This window comes from Streptomyces sp. x-80, from assembly GCF_046549095.1.
Classification (GTDB): Bacteria; Actinomycetota; Actinomycetes; order Streptomycetales; family Streptomycetaceae; genus Streptomyces; species Streptomyces celluloflavus.
This window is the reverse complement of record NZ_JAJPWM010000014.1, coordinates 79,696-103,060: the sequence shown is the minus strand read 5'-3', so window position 1 is coordinate 103,060 and position 23,365 is coordinate 79,696. Positions and strand designations below refer to the sequence as shown.

Annotated in this window: 1 protein-coding gene (cut by a window edge); it reads left to right on the top strand. The window is 75.1% G+C overall.

The genetic code is table 11. From position 1 onward, the window contains the following. Window positions 1-23,365: the 3' portion of a type I polyketide synthase gene (locus ACLJWH_RS26570; RefSeq protein ID WP_411144272.1), read on the top strand. The gene continues 4,946 nt to the left of window position 1, outside the view; only the last 23,365 of its 28,311 coding nucleotides appear in the window; its start codon lies off the left edge, out of view; it ends in the stop codon at window positions 23,363-23,365.

Below are 23,365 nucleotides of genomic sequence, written 5' to 3'. Positions count from 1 at the left end.
GGTGGTGGCGGGTACGGCGACGGCCACCGGTCTCGTACAGCGGCTGGGCCGCCTCGCCGAGCCCGACCGGCACGAGGCGCTGGTGGACCTGGTACGGACCCAAGTGGCGCAGGTGCTCGGCCACTCGGGGGGCGAGGAGATCGATGCGGCCGCACCGTTCCGCGCCCTCGGATTCGACTCGCTGACCGCCGTCGAGCTGCGTAACCGGCTGAAGACGGCGACGGGCCTGCGGCTGCCGGTCACGCTGATCTTCGACTACCCGACGGTCCAGGCCCTGGCCGGATACCTCCGGGACGAACTGCTGGGCGCGGACGCGGCCGTGACCGTACCGGACACCGCGCGCACCGCGGCCGGCGCCGACGACCCGATCGCGATCGTCGGTATGGCCTGCCGCTATCCAGGCGGCGTCGGCTCGCCGGAAGACCTGTGGCGGCTGGTCACGGAAGGCACCGACGCGGTGTCCGGCTTCCCGGTCAACCGCGGCTGGGACGTGGACGGTCTCTTCCACCCGGATCCGGATCACGCGGGGACGGCGTACACGCGGTCCGGTGGATTCCTGCACGATGCGGGTGAGTTCGATCCGGAGTTCTTCGGGATGAGTCCGCGGGAGGCGCTGGCGACGGATGCGCAGCAGCGGTTGCTGCTGGAGACGTCGTGGGAGGCGATCGAGCGGGCGGGTATCGACCCGGTCTCGCTGCGCGGCAGCCGGACCGGTGTCTTCGCCGGTGTCATGTACAGCGACTACAGTGCCGTGCTCGGCGGCGGCGAGTTCGAGGGCTTCCAGGGCAGCGGGACATCGCCGAGCCTCGCCTCGGGCCGGGTCTCCTACACGCTCGGCCTGGAAGGCCCGGCCGTCACGGTCGACACGGCCTGCTCGTCGTCCCTCGTCTCGCTGCACTGGGCGATGCAGGCGCTGCGCGCGGGGGAGTGCTCGCTGGCGCTCGCCGGTGGTGTGACGGTCATGTCCACCCCGTCCGTGTTCGTGGAGTTCTCCCGGCAGCGCGGTCTCTCGCCGGACGGGCGGTGCAAGGCGTTCTCCGACGCGGCCGACGGTGTCGGCTGGTCCGAGGGCGTCGGCATCCTCGTCGTCGAGCGGCTCTCCGACGCCCGGCGCAACGGTCACCAGGTGCTGGCCGTGGTGCGTGGCAGCGCCGTGAACCAGGACGGTGCGTCGAACGGTCTGACCGCGCCCAACGGTCCCTCCCAGCAGCGTGTCATCCGTCAGGCCCTGGCCAGTGCCGGTCTGTCCGCGGAGGACGTGGACGCGGTGGAGGCGCACGGTACGGGGACGACGCTGGGCGATCCGATCGAGGCCCAGGCGCTGCTGGCGACGTACGGCCGCGACCGGGACGCGGACCGGCCGCTGTTGCTCGGCTCGGTGAAGTCCAACATCGGCCACACCCAGGCCGCCGCCGGTGTGGCGGGCATCATCAAGATGGTCATGGCGATGCGGCACGGTGTGCTGCCGCGCACCCTGCACGCGGACACCCCCTCCAGCAAGGTCGACTGGAGCCTCGGCGAGGTCCGGCTGCTGACCGAGCAGACCGCGTGGCCGCAGACCGGCCGCCCCCGCCGGGCCGCCGTCTCTTCCTTCGGTATCAGCGGCACCAACGTCCACACGATCATCGAGCAGCCCCCGCTGCCCCAGGCCGAGCAGCCGGACCCCGCACCGGCCGGCACCGTGCCCTGGCTGATCTCCGGCCGGACCCACGACGCCCTGCGCGCGCAGGCGGCCAGGCTGCGCGCCTACGTCGAGGCACGCCCCGAACTCGACCCGGCCGACATCGCGTACTCCCTGCTCACCACGCGCTCGCAGTTCGACCGGCGGGCCGCCGTGGTGGCGGGCGAGCGCACCGAACTGCTGCGCGCCCTCGCCGCGCTCGCCGCCGACCGGCCCGACGCCGCCCTGACCGAGGGCGAGGCGGCCCGCGCCGGCAAGGTGGCGATGCTCTTCGCCGGCCAGGGCAGCCAGCGGCTCGGCATGGGCCGTGAACTCCACGGCCGGTTCCCGGTGTTCGCCGAGGCGCTGGACGGCGTGCTCGCCGGACTCGACCCCTACCTGGACCTGCCCCTGCGCGAGATCCTGTTCGCCGCCGAGGGCTCGGCCGAGGCCGCGCTCCTGGACGACACCGGCTGGACCCAGCCGGCCCTCTTCGCCGTCGAGGTCGCGCTGTTCCGCCTCGTCGAGTCCTGGGGCGTCCGTCCCGACTTCCTCGCCGGGCACTCCATCGGCGAACTCGCGGCGGCCCATGTCGCGGGCGTGCTGTCCCTGGCGGACGCGTGTGCCCTCGTCGCCGCGCGCGGCCGGCTGATGCAGGCGCTGCCGGCGGGCGGTGCGATGGTCGCGGTGCAGGCCACCGAGGAGGAGATCAGCCCGCTGCTGACCGACCGGGTGTCGGTCGCGGCGGTCAACGGCCCGTCGGCGGTGGTGATCGCCGGTGACGAGGACGAGGTCCTGGCCGTCGCGGCGCACTTCGCGGCCGAGGGGCGCAAGACCAAGCGGCTGCGGGTCAGCCATGCCTTCCACTCGCCCCGTATGGACGCGATGCTGGACGACTTCGCGGCGGTGGCCGGGAGCGTGTCGTACCACCCGCCGCGGATCCCGTTCGTCTCCAACGTCACCGGCGTGCTGGCCACCGACGAGCAGGTGTGCAGCCCGCGGTACTGGGTCGAGCACGTCCGCCACGCCGTCCGCTTCGCCGACGGTGTGCGGACGCTGCGCGCCGCCGGTGCGACGACCTTCCTGGAACTCGGCCCCGACGGCGTGCTGTCGGCGATGGTCCAGGACACCCTGGGCGACGAGGACGACAGCCGGCTCGTACCGCTGCTGCGCGCGGACCGGGCCGAGGAGACGGCCGTCACCGCGGCCCTCGCGCGCCTCCATGTGCACGGCGTCGCCGTGGACTGGCCCGCCTGGTTCGCCGCGCGCGGCGCCCGGCGGGTGGACCTGCCGACCTACGCCTTCCAGCACGAGCTGTACTGGCCGCAGCCGCCGGTGGCGACGGCCGACGCGAGCGCCGACCCGGCACAGCAGCGGCTGTGGGCCGCGGTGGAGCGCGGCGACGCGGGCGAACTCGCCACCCTGCTCGGCCTGGAGGAGGCGCAGCACTCCTCCCTGAACTCCCTGCTGCCCGCCCTCACCTCGTGGCGGCAGGGCACCCAGGAGAAGACCCTGCTGGATTCGTGGCGGTACCGGGTCACATGGACCCGGCTCCGCAAGCCGGCGGCCCCCGCACTCGACGGCGGCTGGCTGCTCGTCACCACGGACGCCGCCGACGCCGCCCTCGGCGACGACCTGTCCGCCGCCCTCGGCGACCACGGTGCGCGGGTGCAGCGGCTCGTACTCGACGAGTCGAGCGCCGACCGGGCCGTCCTCGCCGCCCGGCTGGCCGAGTTCACGGACCTCGCGGGCGTCCTGTCCGTGCTGCCGCTGGACGAGCGGACCAGTGCGGACCACCCGTCGCTCACCACCGGACTCGCCCTCACCGTCGCCCTCGTCCAGGCTCTCGGGGACACCGGTACCGACGCCCGGCTGTGGACGGCGACGCGTGGCGCCGTGTCGACCGGCGCGGACGACCCCGTCACCCGGCCGCTCCAGGCGGCGGCGTGGGGTCTCGGCCGGGTCGCCGCCCTGGAGTACCCCCGGCTCTGGGGCGGTCTGATCGACCTGCCCGAGGTCCTGGACGAGAGCGCCGCCCGGCGGCTGGCGGGAGCGCTGGGCGGAGCCGACGGCGAGGACCAGATCGCGGTCCGGGCCACCGGTGTCTCCGCGCGCCGCCTCACCCACCACCCCGTACCGGACTTCCCCGCCGCGGGTGAGTTCACCGCCCGGGGCACCGTCCTGGTCACCGGCGGCACCGGTGCGCTCGGCGCCGAGGTCGCCCGCTGGCTCGCCCGCAGCGGCGCCCGGCATCTCGTCCTCACCAGCCGCCGCGGCCCCGACGCCCCCGGAGCGGACCAACTCCGCGCGGAACTGGCGGAGTTGGGCGCGGGCGTCGACATCGTCGCGTGCGATGTGGCCGACCGTACGGCGCTGGCCGCCGTCCTCGCCGGCATCCCGGAAGAACTGCCGCTCACCGGCGTCGTGCACGCCGCCGGCGTCGGCCAGGCCGCCCCCCTGGACGAGACCGGCATCGCCGACTTCGCCGGGCTGATGGCGGCGAAGGCCGCGGGCGCGGCGCACCTCGACGCCCTGCTCGGCGACCGCGACCTCGACCTGTTCGTCCTCTTCGGCTCCGTCGCCGGCGTCTGGGGCAGCGGCGGCCAGAGCGCGTACGGCGCGGCCAACGCCTACCTGGACGCCCTCGCCGAGCACCGGCGGGCCCGCGGTCTGACCGCCACCTGCGTGGCCTGGGGCCCCTGGGCCGAGGCCGGGATGGCCCTCGACGACGCGGTCTCGCAGAACCTGGCCCGGCAGGGGCTCGGCTTCCTCGCCCCGCGCCCCGCACTGACCGAACTCCGGCGCGCGATCGTGCAGCGCGATACGACCGTGACCGTCGCCGACGTCGACTGGGACCGCTACGTCCCCCTCTTCACCGCGATGCGCCGCAGTCCCCTGCTGCTCGGCCTGCCCGAGGTCCGCGCCCTGGACCGCGGCACCGCGGACCGGACCGCGGCCGCCTCCGAGTTCGCCGACCGCGTCCGCGCCACCGCCGACGCGGACCAGGAGCGGCTGCTCGCCGAACTCGTCCGGGCCGAGGCAGCGGCGGTCCTCGGACACGCCTCCGCCGACGGCGTACCGGAGCAGCGCGCCTTCCGCGACATCGGCTTCGACTCGCTGACCGCGGTGGAACTGCGCAAGCGGCTCGCCACGGTCACCGGCCTCGCCCTGCCCAGCACGCTCGTCTTCGACCACCCCACCCCGCTCGCCCTGGCCCGCTACCTGCGCGCGGAGATCCTGGGCGCCGCGGTCGAGGTAGCCGGGCCCGTCGCCACCACCGCGGCGGCCGACGACGAACCGATCGCCATCATCGGGATGGGCTGCCGCTTCCCCGGCGGCGCCGCCTCGCCCGAACAGTTCTGGGACCTCGTCTCGTCCGGCGTGGACGCCGTCTCGGACTTCCCCGCCGCCCGCGGCTGGGACGCCACCGGCCTCTACGACCCCGACCCCGACCGGGCCGGCGCCACCTACTCCACGCAGGGCGGGTTCCTGCACGACGCGGGCGAGTTCGACCCCGCCTTCTTCGGGATCTCGCCGCGCGAGGCGCTCACCATGGACCCCCAGCAGCGGCTGCTGCTGGAGACCACCTGGGAGGCCGTCGAACGCGCCGGTATCGACCCCGCCGCGCTCCGCGCCACCCTCACCGGCACCTTCATCGGCTCCAGCTACCAGGACTACGGACGCGGCGCCGACGCGAGCTCCGAGGGCCACCTGGTCACCGGCAGCATCCCGAGCGTCCTCTCCGGCCGCCTCGCGTACGTCTTCGGCCTGGAAGGCCCGGCCGTCACCGTCGACACCGCCTGCTCGTCCTCGCTCGTCGCCCTGCACCTGGCCTGCCAGTCGCTGCGCAACGGCGAGACCACGCTCGCCCTCGTCGGCGGCGCCACCGTCATGACCACGCCCGACCCGTTCGTCGCGTTCAGCCGGCAGCGGGCCCTCGCCGCCGACGGGCGCTCCAAGGCGTTCGCCGACGCGGCGGACGGTATGACCCTCGCCGAGGGCATCGGCGTCCTCCTCGTCGAGCGGCTCTCCGACGCCCGGCGCAACGGGCACCCGGTGCTCGCCGTGGTCCGCGGCTCCGCCATCAACCAGGACGGTGCCTCCAACGGCCTCACCGCGCCCAACGGCCCGGCCCAGCAGCGCGTCATCCGCCAGGCCCTCGCCAACGCCGGTCTGTCCGCGGCCGAGGTGGACGCGGTGGAGGCGCACGGTACGGGCACCGCGCTGGGCGACCCGATCGAGGCACAGGCCCTGCTCGCCACGTACGGCAGAGACCGCGATCCGCAGCAGCCGCTGCTGCTCGGCTCCGTGAAGTCCAACATCGGCCACACCCAGTCCGCCGCCGGTGTCGCGAGCATCATCAAGATGGTCATGGCGATGCGGCACGGAGAACTGCCGCAGACCCTGCACAGCGACCATGCGTCGTCCCGGGTGGACTGGAACTCCGGCGCGCTGGAGCTGCTGACCGAGCCGACGCCGTGGCCGGCGCACGGACGACCGCGGCGCTGCGCGGTGTCCTCCTTCGGCATCAGCGGGACGAATGCGCACGCGGTGCTGGAGGAGGCGCCGGCGGACGAGAGCGCTGTGGCCGTCGAGGCTGATGTGCCGGGTTCGGCGGCGGTGCCGTGGGTGGTTTCGGCTCGGGCGGCGGGTGCGGTGCGGGAGCAGGCGGCGAGCCTGCTGGCGCGGGTGGACGGCGACGCGGAGCTGCGTTCCGCGGATGTGGCCCACTCGCTGGTCGCCTCGCGGTCGCTCTTCGAGCACCGGGCCGTGGTCGTGGGCACGGACCGCGCCGAACTGCGGGACGGTCTCGGCGCCCTCGCCGCGGGCGCGCCGTCCACCGCCGTGGTCGGCGGCGTCGCCGACGTCGCGGGCAAGACGGTGTTCGTCTTCCCGGGGCAGGGGTCGCAGTGGGTGGGGATGGGTGCCCGGCTGCTGGGGGAGTCTTCGGTGTTCGCGGAGTGGATCGGTGCTTGTGAGGAGGCTTTGCGGCCGTTTGTGGACTGGTCGTTGACGGAGGTGTTGGGGGCGGTTGAGGGTGCGCCGTCGTTGGAGCGGGTGGATGTGGTGCAGCCCGCGTCGTTCGCGATGATGGTGTCGCTGGCCGCGGTGTGGCAGGCGCATGGTGTGCGTCCGGATGCGGTGGTCGGGCATTCGCAGGGTGAGATCGCTGCCGCGGTTGTGTCGGGTGCGTTGTCGTTGGAGGACGGGGCGCGGGTGGTGGCGCTGCGGAGTCAGGCGATTGGGCGGCGGTTGGCGGGGCGGGGCGGGATGATGTCCGTTCCGTTGCCGGTGGCCGAGGTGGAGGAGCGCCTCGGTGTGTGGGGTGGGCGGGTGTCTGTCGCGGCGGTGAACGGGCCGCGTTCGGTGGTGGTCTCGGGTGAGCCGGGTGCGTTGGACGAGTTGTTCGAGGCGTTGAGTGCGGATGAGGTGCGTGTCCGGCGGATCGCGGTGGATTACGCCTCGCACTCCGCGCAGGTCGAGGACCTGCGCGAGGAACTGCTCGACGTACTCGCCCCCGTACAGCCCCGGCGGCCGGAGGTGCCGTTCCTGTCGACCATGACCGGCGACTGGCTGGAGACGGCCGCGACCGACGCCGAGTACTGGCACCGCAATCTGCGGCAGACCGTGCGCTTCGAGGAAGCCGTCCGCAACCTCCTGGGCGCCGAGTACCGCTCGTTCATCGAGGTCAGCTCACACCCCGTGCTGACCGTCGGGATCCAGGACATGATCGATGACACCGTCGGCGGCCAGGCCGCCGTCGCGGTCGGCACGCTGCGCCGCGACGAAGGCGGGCTGCGCAGGGTGTACACCTCGCTGGCCGAGGCGTTCGTCCGGGGCGTACCCGTCGACTGGGCGGCGGCCTGGGCCGGTACGGACGCCCGCCGGGTGGACCTGCCCACGTACGCCTTCCAGCACGAACACTTCTGGCTCGTGCCCGCCGACCCGGACGGGACCGCCGCGGCCGATCCGGCCGACGCCGCGTTCTGGACCGCGGTGGAGCAGGCGGACCTGGAAACGCTCACCCGGAGCCTGCACCTCGACGAGGAGTCCCTCGCCGCCGTGCTGCCCGCGCTCTCCACCTGGCGGCGGCAGCGGCGTGACCGCTCGACGGTCGACGCGTGGCGGTACCGGGTGGACTGGCGGCCGCTGGACGTCCCCGCACGGCCGGCGCTGCCGGGCACCTGGCTGGTGGTCTCCACCGATGGCGACGGGAACGAGGATGTAGTCACCGCGTTGGCCGACGGCGGTGCGCAGGTGCGGCGGTTGGTGCTGGATGAGGTGTGTGTGGATCGTGCGGTGTTGGTGGAGCGGTTGGCCGGTGTCGGGGATATCGCGGGTGTGGTGTCCGTGGTGGCTGGTGCTGAGCAGCCGAGTGAGCGGTATCCGGGTCTGTCCGTCGGGCTCGCTCTCACCGTCGCGTTGGTCCAGGCGTTGGGCGATGCGGAGATCGAGGTGCCGCTGTGGTGCCTGACCCGGGGCGCGGTGTCCACCGGGCGTTCGGACCGGGTCACCCATCCCGGTCAGGCGCAGGTGTTGGGTGTGGGGTGGACCGCGGCGTTGGAGCATCCGCAGCGGGTGGGTGGGGTGGTGGATCTGCCATCTGTGGTGGATCGTCGGGCGGGGCAGCGGTTGGCTGCTGTGCTGGCGGGGGCCGGTGGTGAGGATCAGCTCGCGATCCGTGCCTCGGGTGTGTTCGCGCGCCGGATTGTCCGGGCCGCGGCCGAGGAGCGCCGCCCGGCCGGTACCTGGACGCCTCGCGGTACCACCTTGATCACCGGCGGCACCGGCACCCTCGCCCGGCACGTCGCACGGTGGCTCGCCGGACAGGGCGCCGAGCGGCTGGTCCTCGTCAGCCGACGCGGCCCGCAGGCCCCGGGGGCTTCCGAACTGGTCGCCGAGCTCGCCGAGTCGGGCACCGAGGCCACCGTCGTCGGCTGCGATGTCGCCGACCGCGAAGCCGTCGCCGCACTGCTCGCCGGACTGAAGGCCGACGGGCACACCCTCCGCAACGTGGTGCACACCGCCGCCGTGATCGAGCTCCAGACGCTGGCGGAGACCGGCCTCGACGAGTTCGCCCGGGTCGTCGACGCGAAGGTCGCCGGCGCCCGGCACCTGGACGAACTGCTGGCCGACGACGCCCTCGACTCCTTCGTACTCTTCTCCTCCACCGCCGGGATGTGGGGCAGCGGCCGGCACGCCGCGTACGTCGCCGGGAACGCCTTCCTCGGCGCGCTCGCCGACAACCGGCGCGCCCGCGGCCTGACCGCCACCGCCCTGTCCTGGGGCATCTGGGCCGACGACCTCCAGCTCGGCCGCGTCGACCCGCAGCAGATCCGCCGCAGCGGCCTGGAGTTCATGGATCCCGAGCTGGCGCTCGCCGGACTGCGGCGCGCTCTCGACGACGACGAGACCGCCGTCGCCGTCGCCGATGTCGACTGGGACGTCTACCACCCCGTCTACACCTCGACCCGCCCCACCACTCTCTTCGACGAGATCCCCGACGTCCGGCAGCTGACCGAAGCCGCCGCGCGGGCGGACGGCCCGGCCGGGGAGGCGGAGTTCGCGGCCCGGCTGCGGGCGCTGCCCGCCGCCGAGCAGGAACGGCTCCTGCTGGACCTGGTGCGCGGTGAGGCCGCCACCGTCCTCGGCCACACCTCCTCCGAGGCGCTGTCGGACCGGCGCGCCTTCCGCGACGTCGGCTTCGACTCCCTCACCGCCGTCGGCCTGCGCAACCGGCTCGCCGCGGTCACCGGCCTGACCCTGCCGACCACCATGGTCTTCGACCACCCCAACCCGGCCGCCCTGGCGGGCTTCCTGCGCGCCGAACTCGCCGGCACCGAGGCCCCGCTGTCCGCCGCGGCGCCGTCCGCCACCGATGACGATCCCATCGTGATCGTCGGCATGAGCTGCCGCTACCCCGGCGGGGTGACCTCGCCGGACCAGCTGTGGGACCTCGTCCTGGGCGGCACCGACGCCATCTCCGGCTTCCCCGACGACCGCGGCTGGGACGCCGACGGGCTCTACGACCCGGACCCCGACAGCCAGGGCAAGAGCTACTCCGTCCAGGGCGGATTCCTGCGGCACGTCGCGGACTTCGACGCCGACTTCTTCGGCATCTCGCCGCGCGAGGCCCTCGCCATGGACCCCCAGCAGCGGCTGCTGCTGGAGACCGCGTGGGAAGCCTTCGAGCGGGCGGGCATCGACCCCGCCTCCGTACGGTCCAGCCTGACCGGCACCTTCATCGGCGCGAGCTACCAGGACTACGCGGCGAGCGACCTCGGCGCCGCCGGCGCCGCCGAGGGGCACCTGGTCACCGGCACGCTCCCCAGCATCCTGTCCGGCCGGGTCGCCTACCTCTTCGGACTGGAGGGCCCGGCGGTCACCCTCGACACCGCCTGCTCCTCCTCCCTGGTCGCCATCCATCTCGCCTGCCAGTCCCTGCGCAACGGCGAGAGCACCCTCGCCCTCGCGGGCGGGGTGAGCATCATGGCCACCCCCAACGCCTTCATCGGCTTCAGCCGGCAGCGGGCCCTCGCCGCCGACGGCCGCTGCAAGGCGTACGCGGACGCCGCCGACGGGATGACCCTCGCCGAAGGCGTCGGCCTCGTCCTGCTGGAGCGGCTCTCCGACGCCCGCCGCAACGGACACGACGTGCTGGCCGTGGTACGCGGCAGCGCGATGAACCAGGACGGCGCCTCCAACGGCCTGACCGCCCCCAACGGCCCCTCCCAGCAACGCGTCATCCGCCACGCCCTCGCCGACGCAGGACTGCGCCCCGACGACGTCGACGCCCTGGAGGGCCACGGCACCGGCACCGCCCTCGGCGACCCCATCGAGGCGCAGGCCCTGCTCGCCACGTACGGCCAGGACCGCACCCGCCCCCTGCTGCTCGGCTCGGTCAAGTCCAACATCGGCCACACCCAGATGGCGTCCGGCGTCGCGAGCATCATCAAGATGGTGCAGGCGCTGCGGCACGGCGTCCTGCCGAAGACCCTGCACGCCGACACCCCGTCGTCCCATGTCGACTGGACGGCCGGCGCCATCGACCTGCTGACCGAGCAGCGCGACTGGCCGCGGACCGGGCACCCGCGCCGGGGCGGTGTGTCCTCCTTCGGACTCGGCGGCACCAATGTGCACACCATCCTCGAACAGGCACCCCCCGCCGAAGAACCCGCCGAAGAACCCGCCGAAGAACCCGCCGACGGCCCGGCGCCCGCGGCGGAGCCGGTACCCCTGCTGGTGTCGGCCCGGAGCGACGCCGCGCTGCGCGCCCAGGCAGGCCGGCTGCTCTCCTTCGTGACGGACCGGCCCGGTCTGCACCTCACCGGCCTCGCCCACGCGCTGGCCACCACCCGCGCGGCCCTGGAGCACCGCGCGGCGGTCGTGGCCGGGGACCACGGCGAACTGCTGCGCGCCCTGACGGCGCTGCGCGACGGCGCACCGGCCCCCGGTCTGCTCCAGGGCACCACCGGCCACGGCGGGCTGGCGTTCCTCTTCACCGGCCAGGGCAGCCAACGGCCGGGCATGGGACGGGAGTTGTACGACCGCTTCCCGGTGTTCGCCGATGCCCTCGACGCGGTGCTCGCCCGGTTCGACGCCACCACGGACCGCCCGCTGCGCGAGGTGATCTTCGCGGCGGACGGCACCCCGGAAGCCGCCCTGCTCGACCTGACCGGCTACGCCCAGCCCGCGCTGTTCGCCGTCGAGGTCGCGCTGTTCCGCCTCGTCGAGTCCTGGGGCGTCCGTCCCGACTATCTCGCCGGGCACTCCATCGGCGAACTCGCGGCGGCCCATGTCGCGGGCGTGCTGACCCTGGCGGACGCCTGCACGCTCGTCGCCGCGCGCGGCCGGCTGATGCAGGCGCTGCCGGCGGGCGGTGCGATGGTCGCGGTGCAGGCCACCGAGGACGAGGTCCTGCCGCTGCTGACCGACCGGGTGTCCCTCGCGGCGGTCAACGGTCCGTCGGCGGTGGTGATCGCGGGCGACGAGGACGCAGTCCTGGCCGTCGCGGCGCACTTCACCGCGGAGGGGCGCAAGACCAAGCGCCTGCGGGTCAGCCATGCCTTCCACTCGCCCCGTATGGACGCGATGCTGGACGACTTCGCGGCGGTGGCCGGGAGCGTGTCGTACCACCCGCCGCGGATCCCGTTCGTCTCCAACGTCACCGGCGCGTTGGCCACCGACGAGCAGGTGTGCAGCCCGCGGTACTGGGTCGACCACGTCCGCCACGCCGTCCGCTTCGCCGACGGCGTCGCCTGGCTGGCGGAGCGCGACGTCCGCACGTTCCTGGAGCTCGGCCCCGACGGGGTGCTGTGCGGGATGGCACGCGAGAGCCTGACCGACGAGCGGCGTACGGCACTGCTGCCGCTGCTGCGCCGCGACCGCGACGAGGTCCGCACCGTCACCGCCGCCCTGAGCGGCGCCCAGGTGCGGGGCGTGGCCGTGGACTGGTCTGCCTACTTCGCGGACTTCGCGGCAGCGGGCGCGCGGCCGGTGGAGCTGCCGACCTACGCCTTCCAGCGCGAGCGGTTCTGGCCGGAGCGGACGGCCGCCGCGGTCCCGGCCGACGCGGTGGACGCGGAGTTCTGGTCGGCCGTGGAACAGCAGGACGTGGCGTCGCTCGCCGCGGCGCTGGAGCTGGACGGGGACACCGTGACCGCGATGGTCCCGGCGCTGACCGCCTGGCGCCACCGCCGCGACGAGCAGTCCCGCACCGACACCTGGCGCTACCGGGTCACCTGGAAGCCACTGACCGCACCCACCGCGCCCACCGCCGCCCCGGGGCCGTGGCTGGTGCTGTCCCCGGCCGGTACCGCGGACGACGCGTGGTGCACCGCCGTCACCGACGCCCTCGGCGACCGGACCGTACGGATCGAGGTCCCGGAACCCGACCGGGCGGCGCTCGGCGAACGCCTCGCGGAACTGCCCCTCGACACGGACGAGTTCACCGGAGTCCTGTCGCTGCTCGCGGTCGGCGACCAGGCGCCGGACGCGGACGTGCCCGCCGGCCTCCTGCTGACGGCCACCGCCGTCCAGGCACTCGGCGACGCCGGGATCGACGCCCCGCTGTGGTGCCTGACCCGCGGCGCCGTGTCCGTCGGCCGCTCCGAGCCCGTACGCACCCCCGAACAGGCCGCCGTATGGGGCCTCGGCCGGGTCGTCGGACTCGAACACCCGCAGCGCTGGGGCGGGCTGGCCGACCTGCCCGAGCACCTCGACGCCACCGCGCTCCGCCGCCTCGTGGACGTACTGACCGGGGAGCGCGGCGAGGACCAGGTGGCCGTCCGTGCCTCAGGTGTCTTCGCCCGCCGCCTCACCCACAGCCCCGCCGCGGGCGAGGCCCGGCGCGCCTACACCCCCACCGGCACCGTGCTCGTCACCGGCGGCACCGGCGGACTCGGCAGCGAGGTCGCCCGCTGGCTGGCCCGGCACGGCGCCGGCCATCTGCTGCTCACCAGCAGGCGCGGCCCCGACGCGCCCGGCGCCGCCGAACTGCGCCGCGAACTGGCCGCGGCGGGCACCCAGGTCACCCTCACCGCCTGCGACGCCGCCGACCGGGACGCCCTGGCCGCGGTCCTCGCCGGTATCCCCGAGGACCGCCCGCTCACCGCCGTCTTCCACACCGCGGGCGTCGTCGAGGACAGCGTCGTGGCGGCGCTCACCCCGCAGGACTTCGCGGCCGTACTGCGCGCGAAGACCGTCGCGGCACGCCATCTCGACGAGCTCACCGAGGGCATGGACCTGTCGGCGTTCGTCCTGTTCTCCTCGACCGCGGGCGTCATCGGCGCCGCCGGACAGGGCAACTACGCGGCGGCCAACGCCTTCCTGGACGCGCTCGCCGAGCACCGCCGGGCCCGTGGCCGGACCGCGACCTCCGTCGCCTGGGGCCCCTGGGCGGGTGCCGGTATGGTCGCCGGCACCGCGGAGATCGAGAGCCGCGTACGCCGCGGCGGATTCGCCCCGCTGCCGCCGCGGCAGGCCATCGCCGCACTCCAGCAGGCGATCGAACACGACGACACCGCCGTCGCGATCGCCGACATCGACTGGCGCCGCTTCGTCCGCACCCTCGCCGCCGCCCGGCCCGTACCGTTCGTGGCCGACCTGCCCGAGGTACGGGAGGCCGCCGCGGTGGTCACCGGCCCGGACGCCGCCGCGCCCCGCGAACCGGAGCTGCGGCAGCGACTGGCGGCGCTGCCCGCCGCCGAGCGCGCCGACCACCTGCTCGACCTGCTGCGCACCCTCGTGGCCGGGGTGCTCGGGCACACCGACACCGGCCGCGTCGAACCCGAACGGGCCTTCAAGGACCTCGGCTTCGACTCCCTGACCGCCCTCGAACTGCGCAACGGGCTGTCGGCCGCGACCGGCCTGAACCTGCCCGCCTCCCTCGTCTACGACAGCCCGACCCCGCTGGCGATGGCGCGGTTCCTGCTGGCGGAGCTCGACGGCTCGCTCCCCGAGACCGCCGCGCCGCCGGCCACCACCGCCCCCGCCGACGACGACCCGGTCGTCGTCGTGGGCATGAGCTGCCGCTTCCCCGGCGGCGTGTCCTCCCCCGAGGAGCTGTGGCAGCTGCTCGCCGACGGCCGCGACGGCATCTCCGCCTTCCCCACCGACCGGGGCTGGGACCTGGACGCCCTCGCCGCGGGCGCCTCGGCCACCCGCGAGGGCGGATTCCTCACCGGCGCCGCCGAGTTCGACGCCCGCTTCTTCGGCATCTCCCCGCGCGAGGCCCTCGCGATGGACCCGCAGCAGCGCCTGCTGCTGGAGACGAGCTGGGAGGCCCTGGAGCGGGCCGGCATCGACCCGGCCACGCTCCGCGGTACCCCGGCCGGCGTCTTCGTCGGCACCAACGGCCAGGACTACTCCACCGTCCTGCGCGCCTCCGACGCCGACGTCCAGGGCTACGTCGCCACCGGCACCACCGCCAGCGTCATGTCCGGCCGGCTCTCCTACGCGCTCGGCCTGGAGGGCCCGGCGGTCACGGTCGACACCGCGTGCTCGTCGTCCCTGGTGGCCCTGCACTGGGCCGCCAAGGCGCTGCACGCGGGGGAGTGCACGCTGGCACTGGCCGGCGGCGTCTCCGTGATGTCCAGCCCGGACTCGTTCATCGAGTTCAGCACGCAGGGCGGCCTGGCCCCCGACGGCCGCTGCAAGGCGTTCGCCGACGGCGCCGACGGCACCGCCTGGTCCGAGGGCGCCGGCGTCCTCGTCCTGGAGCGGCTCTCCGACGCCGTCCGCAACGGACACGAGATCCGCGGCATCATCCGCGGCACCGCCGTCAACCAGGACGGCGCCTCCAACGGCCTCACCGCACCCAACGGCCCCGCCCAGCAACGCGTCATCCGGCAGGCGCTGGCCGACGCGGGCCTGACCGCGGCCGAGGTCGACGCCGTCGAGGCACACGGCACCGGCACCACTCTCGGCGATCCGATCGAGGCACACGCCCTGCTCACGACATACGGTCAGCAGCGGGCACACCCGCTGCTGCTGGGCGCGGTCAAGTCCAACATCGGCCACACCCAGGCCGCCGCGGGCGTCGCGGGCGTCATCAAGATGCTCCTGGCGATGCGGCACGGCACACTGCCCAGGACGCTGCACCTCGACGCCCCGTCGTCCCACGTCGACTGGTCGGCGGGCGCCGTCGAACTGCTGGCCGAGGCGACCGCCTGGCCGCAGACCGGCCACCCGCGCCGGGCGGGCGTCTCCGCGTTCGGCGTCAGCGGCACCAACGCGCACGTCATCATCGAGCAGGCACCGGCCGCCGAACCGGCCGCCGAACGCCCCGCCGCGACGGCTCCCGCGCTCGTGCCGTGGGTCGTGTCGGGCCGTACCCAGGAGGCGCTGCGGCAGCAGATCGAGCGGCTGATCTCCTTCACCGGAGACGACCACGCGCCGTCCCCCGTGGACGTGGGGTACTCGCTCGCGACGGGCCGTACCGCCTTCCCGCACCGCGCGGTGCTGCTCGCCGCCGACGGCGGGGTGACGGAGGCGGCGCGCGGCACGGCCGGCCACACCGCCGGGAAGACCGCGTTCCTCTTCTCCGGCCAGGGCAGCCAGCGGGCCGGAATGGGCCGGGAACTCGCCGCACACTTCCCCGTCTTCGCCGAGGCCCTGGACGCGGTGCTGGCGCACCTGGACGTCGAACTGGCCCGCCCGCTGCGGGACGTGCTGTTCGCGGCCGCCGGCACGCCCGAGGCGGAGCTGCTGAACGACACGGGCTGGACCCAGCCGGCCCTCTTCGCCATCGAGGTGGCGCTGTTCCGGCTGGTCGAATCATGGGGGGTGCGGCCCGACTTCGTCGCCGGGCACTCGATCGGCGAACTCACCGCGGCACATGTGGCGGGGGTCCTCTCCCTGCCGGACGCCTGCCGGCTGGTCGCCGCCCGCGCCACGCTCATGCAGCAACTCCCCGCGGGCGGCGCGATGGTGGCCGTAGAGGCCACCGAGGACGAGATCACCCCGCTGCTGGACGCGTCCGTGGCGCTCGCGGCCGTCAACGGCCCCGACGCGCTGGTCATCGCCGGCGCCGAGGCCGCCGTCCTGGAGCTCGCCGCACGCTTCACGGAGCAGGGCCGGCGGACCCGGCGCCTGCGCGTCAGCCACGCCTTCCACTCGCCGCTGATGGACCCGATGCTGGCCGACTTCGCCCGCGTCGCCGGTCAACTGACCTTCCAGGAACCCCAGGTGCCGGTCGTCTCGAACCTGACCGGCCGCCTCGCCGCGGACGAGGAACTGACCTCGCCCGCGTACTGGGTCCGCCACGTCCGCGAGGCGGTGCGGTTCGCCGACGGCGTGCGCACCCTGCGGGACGCGGGCGTGACGGCGTTCGTCGAGCTCGGGCCCGACGGAGTGCTCGCCGCCATGGCCCAGCAGAGCCTCGACGGCGACGAGCCCGCGGCGACGGTCGTGCCCGTCCTGCGCGCGGACCGGGACGAGACGGCGGCCGTCACCACCGCGCTGGCCCGCCTGCACGTGCGGGGCGTGGCCGTGGACTGGTCCGCGTACTTCGCCGGATCGGGCGCCCGGCGGGTGGACCTGCCGACCTACGCGTTCCAGCGCGAGCGGTTCTGGCCGGCGCGGGCCGCCGCCCGGCCGGGCGCCCCCGACGCCGCGGACACGGAGTTCTGGTCGGCGGTGGAGGACCGCGATGTGGACGCGCTCGCCGCGACACTGGAGCTGGACGACGACACCGTGACCGCGATGGTCCCCGCACTGTCCTCCTGGCGGCGCCGCCGCACCGAGCAGTCCGCGTCCGGCACCTGGCGCTACCGCGAAACCTGGACGGCACTGCCCGCCACCGGCTCCGCGCCGCCGCACGGACGCCGGCTGGTGCTCGTACCGGCCGGGGCCGCCCGGGACGCCTGGGTCACGGCCGTGCTGGACGCCCTGGGCGAGGACGCGGTCCGCGTCGAGGCCGGGGACCTGGCCACGGCACGCGGCGACGGCGCGGAGTACACCGGTGTGGTGTCCCTGCTGGCGGCGGCCGAACCGACCGCACCCGAGGCCGCCGGCCCCGGAAGCGCCGCCCTGCCGCCCGCCGCGGTCCGGCCCACGGCGCTGCTGACGGCGCTGGGCGAGGCCGGTGTCGACGCACCGCTGTGGTGCGTCACGCGCGGCGCCGTCGCCGTCGGGGCGACGGAGCGCCTGGCTCACCCCGGCCAGGCGGCCGTATGGGGCGAGGGCCGGGTGGCCGCGCTGGAGTACCCCGAGCGCTGGGGCGGTCTGATCGACCTGCCCGAGGTACTGGACGCACCGGCCGCGGCCGGCTTCGTCCGGGCGCTCGGCGGACCCGACGGCGAGGACCAGCTCGCGGTCCGCGCCACCGGCACCCACGCGCGCCGCCTGGTGCGCGCACCAGGCGGCCCCGGCGGTTCGTGGAAACCGGCCGGCACGGTGCTCGTCGTCGGCGGTACCTCGCCCACCGGCCGCGGCGTCGCCCGCTGGCTGGCCCGCGAGGGCGCCGGGCACCTGGTGGTGACGGCGGGCCCCGGCCTCGACCCGGCCGAAACGACCGCCCTGGGCGAGGAGCTGACGCCGTACGGCACCACCCTCACCGTCGTCACCTGCGACCCGTCCGACCGTGCCGCGCTCGCCGCCGCCCTCGACGCGGTCCCGCAGCACGCACCGCTGACCGCCGTGATCCACGCGGCGGACGACACCGACGCCGCGGCGACCCTCACCGCGGTCAGCCACCTCGACGACCTGCTCGGCGACCGGCCGCTGGACGCGTTCGTCCTGTTCAGCTCGGTCGCCGGGGTGTGGGGCGTCCGCGGGCAGGGCGACCGGGCCGCGCTCGGCGCGCGCCTGGCCGCCTTCGCACGGCAGCGCCGGGACCGGGGCGCGCACGCCCTCTCCGTCGCCTGGGGCGCCTGGGCGGACAGCACGGAACCGTCCCTCGCCGCCCATCTGCGGCTGAGCGGACTGCCGCCGATGGCCGCCGAACCGGCGCTCGCCGCCCTCGGCCGCGCCGTCGCCGACGACGAGAGCGCGGTGACGGTGGCCGACGTGACCTGGGAGGTGTTCGCCCCCGCCGCCACCGCACAGCGCCACAGCCGGTTCTTCACCGATCTGCCGGAGGCCCGTACGGCCATCGAAGCGGCCGGCCGCGACCAGGCGGACGAGTCGGCCGGACAGGCCGCGGACGCCTACCGGCGGCGCCTGCTGGCCCTCTCCGGTGCCGAACGCGCGGACACCCTCCGCGCGCTCGTCCGCACCCAGGTCGCCGAGGTCCTGGGACATCCGAGCACCGACGTGGTCGAGGACGGTCTGCCCTTCCGCGACCTCGGCTTCGATTCGCTGACCGCCGTCGACCTGCGCACCCGGCTCGCCGCCGCCACCGGCCTCACCCTGCCGGCGACGCTCGTCTTCGACCACCCCACCCCCGCGGAGCTGGCGGACCAGCTGCACACCCAACTGCTGGGCGAGCAGGGGGACGTGGCGAAGACCGCGGCACCCGCGACACCGGCGGCCGTGGGCCGCGCGGCCGACGACGACCCGATCGCCATCATCGGCATGAGCTGCCGCTACCCGGGCGGTGTGCGGTCCCCCGAGGACCTGTGGCACCTGGTCAGCGAGGGGATCGACGCGGTGGGCGAGCTGCCCACCGACCGCGGCTGGGACCTGGACGCGCTGCTCACCGGACGCCCCGACGGCCACGGCGGCCGCAGCGCGACCGGCCACGGCGGATTCCTCTACGACGCGGCGGAGTTCGACCCCGGCTTCTTCGGGATCTCGCCGCGCGAGGCGCTCGTCATGGACCCCCAGCAGCGCATCGTCCTCGAAGCCGCCTGGGAGGCGCTGGAGCGTGCCGGGATCGACCCGGCCACCCTCCGCGGCAGCGGCACCGGCGTCTACGTCGGCGGCGGCAGCGGCGACTACCGGCCGCCGGAGGAGATCGGACAGTGGCAGACCGCCCAGTCCGCGAGCCTGCTCTCCGGCCGGCTGGCGTACAGCTTCGGCTTGCAGGGGCCGACGGTGTCGGTGGACACGGCCTGCTCGTCGTCGCTGGTGGCCCTGCACCTGGCCGCGCAGGCGCTGCGCTCGGGTGAGTGCTCCATCGCCCTGGCCGGCGGTGTGACGGTGATGGCCACCCCGGCCGGATTCGTCGAGTTCAGCGCGCAGGGCGCCCTCTCCCCGGACGGCCGCTGCAAGGCGTTCTCCGACGACGCGGACGGTACGGGCTGGGCCGAGGGCGTGGGCATGCTCGTCGTCGAGCGGCTCTCCGAGGCCCGGCGCAACGGCCACCGCGTCCTGGCGGTCCTGCGCGGCTCGGCGATCAACCAGGACGGCGCGTCCAACGGACTGACCGCCCCCAGCGGCCCCGCCCAGCAGCGCGTCATCCGCCAGGCCCTCGCCAACGCCGGCCTGGCCCCCGCCGACGTGGACGCCGTGGAGGCGCACGGCACCGGCACCAAGCTCGGCGACCCGATCGAGGCACAGGCCCTGCTCGCCACCTACGGGCAGGACCGGGACCCGCAGCGGCCCCTGCTGCTCGGCTCGCTGAAGTCCAACATCGGCCACACCCAGGCCGCGTCGGGCGTCGCGGGCGTGATCAAGATGGTCATGGCGATGCGGCACGGCACGCTGCCGAGGACACTGCACGCGCAGACCCCGTCGTCGCACGTGGACTGGACCGCCGGGGCCGCCGCCCTGCTGACCGCACCGGCCACCTGGCCGGACACCGGCAGGCCGCGCCGGGCCGGAGTGTCGTCGTTCGGCGCCAGCGGAACCAACGCGCACGTGATCCTCGAACAGGCCCCGGCCGCCGAGCCGGTGGCCGGCCCGGCGGGGCCGGACCGCGCGGCGGGGCTGCTGCCCGTCCTGCTCGCCGGCCGGACGGCCGGCGCCCTGCGCGACCAGGCCCGCAGCCTCCTCGCGCACACCGACGCGCACCCGGACACCCCGCTCGCCGACCTCGCGTTCTCGCTCGCGACGACCCGCTCGGCCTTCGAGCACCGGGCCGTCCTGCCGGCCGCCGAACGCGCCGGACTCCGCGCCGGCCTCGCGGCCCTCGCCGCCGGCACCGGCACCCCGCAGGTGATCGCGGGTGAGACGGGGCGCACCGGAAAGCTCGCCTTCCTCTTCTCCGGCCAGGGCAGCCAGCGCCTCGGGATGGGCCGCGAACTGTACGAGCGGTTCCCGGCGTTCGCGGACGCGCTGGACACGGTCCTCAGCCACCTCGACGCGGAGCTGAAGTGCCCGCTGCGGGACGTGCTGTGGGGCGCGGACGCGGAGCTGCTGAACAGTACGGGCTTCACCCAGCCGGCGCTGTTCGCCATCGAGGTGGCGCTGTTCCGGCTGGTCGAATCCTGGGGCGTGCGCCCGGACTTCGTGGCCGGTCACTCCATCGGCGAGATCGCCGCGGCGCACGTCGCCGGGGTGTTCTCCCTGGCGGACGCCTGCCGACTGGTGGTGGCCCGCGCCTGGCTGATGGAGGGACTCCCGGCCGGCGGCGCCATGGTGGCCGTACAGGCCACCGAGGACGAGGTCACCCCGCTGCTGACCGACCGGGTGTCCATCGCCGCGGTCAACGGCCCGACGTCGGTGGTCGTCTCGGGCGCCGAGCGCGACGCGCTGGACATCGCGGAGCGGCTGGGACGCAAGAAGTCCCGGCTGCCGGTCAGCCACGCCTTCCACTCCCCGCTGATGGACCCGGTGCTCGACGAGTTCCGCGCCGTGGCCGCGGACCTCACGTTCACCCCGCCGGCCCTGCCCGTCGTGTCGAACCTGACCGGCGCGGTGGCCTCGGCCGAGGAACTGTGCTCGCCCGAATACTGGGTCCGGCACGTCCGCGAGGCGGTCCGGTTCGCCGACGGTGTACGGGAGCTGGCGGCCCGCGGGGTCACGGCGTACCTGGAGCTGGGGCCGGACGGGGTGCTCTCCGCGCTGGCCCGCGAGACGCTGCCGGACGAGGCGCTGACCGTGCCCGTCCTGCGCAAGGGACGCGGCGAGGAGTCCACCGCCGTCACCGCCCTGGCCCGGCTGCATGTGCACGGCAGCGGCCCGGACTGGTCCGCGTTCTTCGCCGGTACCGGCGCCCGGCAGACGGAGCTGCCGACGTACGCCTTCCAGCACGGGCGGTTCTGGCCGGCCGCGCCGGCCGGTCGGGCACTGCCCACCGCCGGGGAGGCGGGCGCGACCGACCACGCGTTCTGGGCGGCCGTGGCGCAGGAGGACTTCTCCTCCCTGGAGTCCGCCCTCGACATCGAGAGCGACGCCCTCGCGAAGGTGCTCCCGGCGCTGCTGGACTGGCGTCGGCAGCAGCAGGACCGGTCCGTCGTGGACAGCTGGCGCCACCGCATCGCATGGCAGCCGCTCACCGGCGTGGCCACGGGCGGCCCGGCCGGCACCTGGCTGGCGGTGCTCCCCGAGGACCACGCCGACGACCCCTGGGTGGCGGCGGCACTCGACGCGGTGGGCCCCGAGGTGGTGCGGCTGACGGCTACGGCCCCCGACCGCGCCGCACTGGCCACCGCACTCGCCGGAACCGGCCGGCGGTTCACCGGAGTCCTCTCGCTGCTGGCCCTGGACGAAGCGGCACCGGACGGCGTGCCGACCGGACTCCTGCTCACGGCCGCACTCGTCCAGGCCCTCGGGGACGCCGGGATCGACGCCCCGCTGTGGTGCGTCACGCGGGGCGCGGTGTCCGTGGGCCGCGCCGAGGAACTGCACAGTCCCGCCCAGGCCGCCGTCTGGGGCCTGGGCCGGGTCGCCGCCCTGGAGTACCCCGAGCGCTGGGGCGGACTGATCGACCTGCCCGTGACGCCGGACGAGCGGACGGCCGCCCGCTTCGCCGCGGTCCTGGCCGGCCGGGACGGCGAGGACCAGGCGGCGGTGCGCGCCGCCGCGGTCTTCGCACCGCGCCTGGTGGCCGCGCCCGCGGACCGGTCCGCCGGACAGTGGAACCCGGCCGGCACGGTGCTGATCACCGGCGGCACTGGCGCGCTCGCCACCCACGTCGCCCGCCGCCTCGCCCACGACGGCGTACCGCACCTGGTACTGCTCAGCCGCCGTGGACCGCAGGCACCGCACGCCGACGGACTCCGGGCCGAACTCGACCGCCTGGGCACCCGCGTCACCTTCGTCGCCGGAGACGCGGCGGACCGCACGCAGCTCACGGCCGTACTGGCGGACATCCCGGCGGAGCACCCGCTGACGGCCGTCGTGCACACCGCCGGGGTCCTCGACGACGGCATCCTGGACCGGCTCACCCCGGACCGCTTCGCGGCGGTGTTCCGCGCCAAGGTCACCTCGGCGCTGCTGCTCGACGAACTGACCCGGGACCTGGACCTGTCGGCATTCGTCCTCTTCTCCTCCGCGACCGCGGCCGTCGGCAACCCCGGCCAGGCGAACTACGCGGCGGCGAACACCGTGCTGGACGCCCTGGCCGTACGGCGCCGCGCGCTCGGCCTCCCTGCCACCTCGATCGCCTGGGGCGCCTGGGGCGGAGGCGGCATGGCCGACGGGGCCGCGGCGGACGAGGCCGCCCGGCGCGCGGGCATCGGCACCATGGACCCGCAGCTGGCGTGCGCGGCGCTGTGGCAGCTGGTCGCCGAGGCGGAGCCGACGGCCGTGGTCGCCGATGTCGCCCTGGAACGGTACGTCGGCGCCTTCGGGGCCCGGCCGAGCGCGCTGCTGCGCGACTTCCCCGGCTACCGGGAACTGGTCGCCGCCGCCGCACCGGACGAGGCCGACGGCGCCCCGGGCCTGGCCGGCCGGCTCGCCGCGCTGCCGCCGGCCCGACGGCTCGACACGGTGGTGGAGCTGGTCCGCACCCGGGCCGCCCAGGTCCTGGGTCACCCGGACCCGGACGCGGTCGGCGCCGAACGGTCCTTCCGCGACCTCGGGGTGGACTCCCTGGGCGCCGTCGAGCTGCGCAACCAGCTCAACGCGGCGACGGGCCTGCGGCTCTCCGCGACCCTCGTCTTCGACCACCCGACACCCGCCGCTCTCGGCGCGCATGTGCTCCAGCAGCTCGTACCGGAGGAGGGATCCATGACCGACCACGACGAAACAGAGATCCGGGCCGTACTGGCCTCGGTACCGATCGACCGGCTGCGCGACAGCGGCGTCCTCGAACCGCTGCTGCGGCTCGTCGGCCGCGACACGCCGTCCGCACCGGACGAATCCGGTGAAGCGATCGACTCGATGGCAGTGGCAGACCTGGTGCGGGCCGCGCTCAACGGCCAGACGGACCTGTAA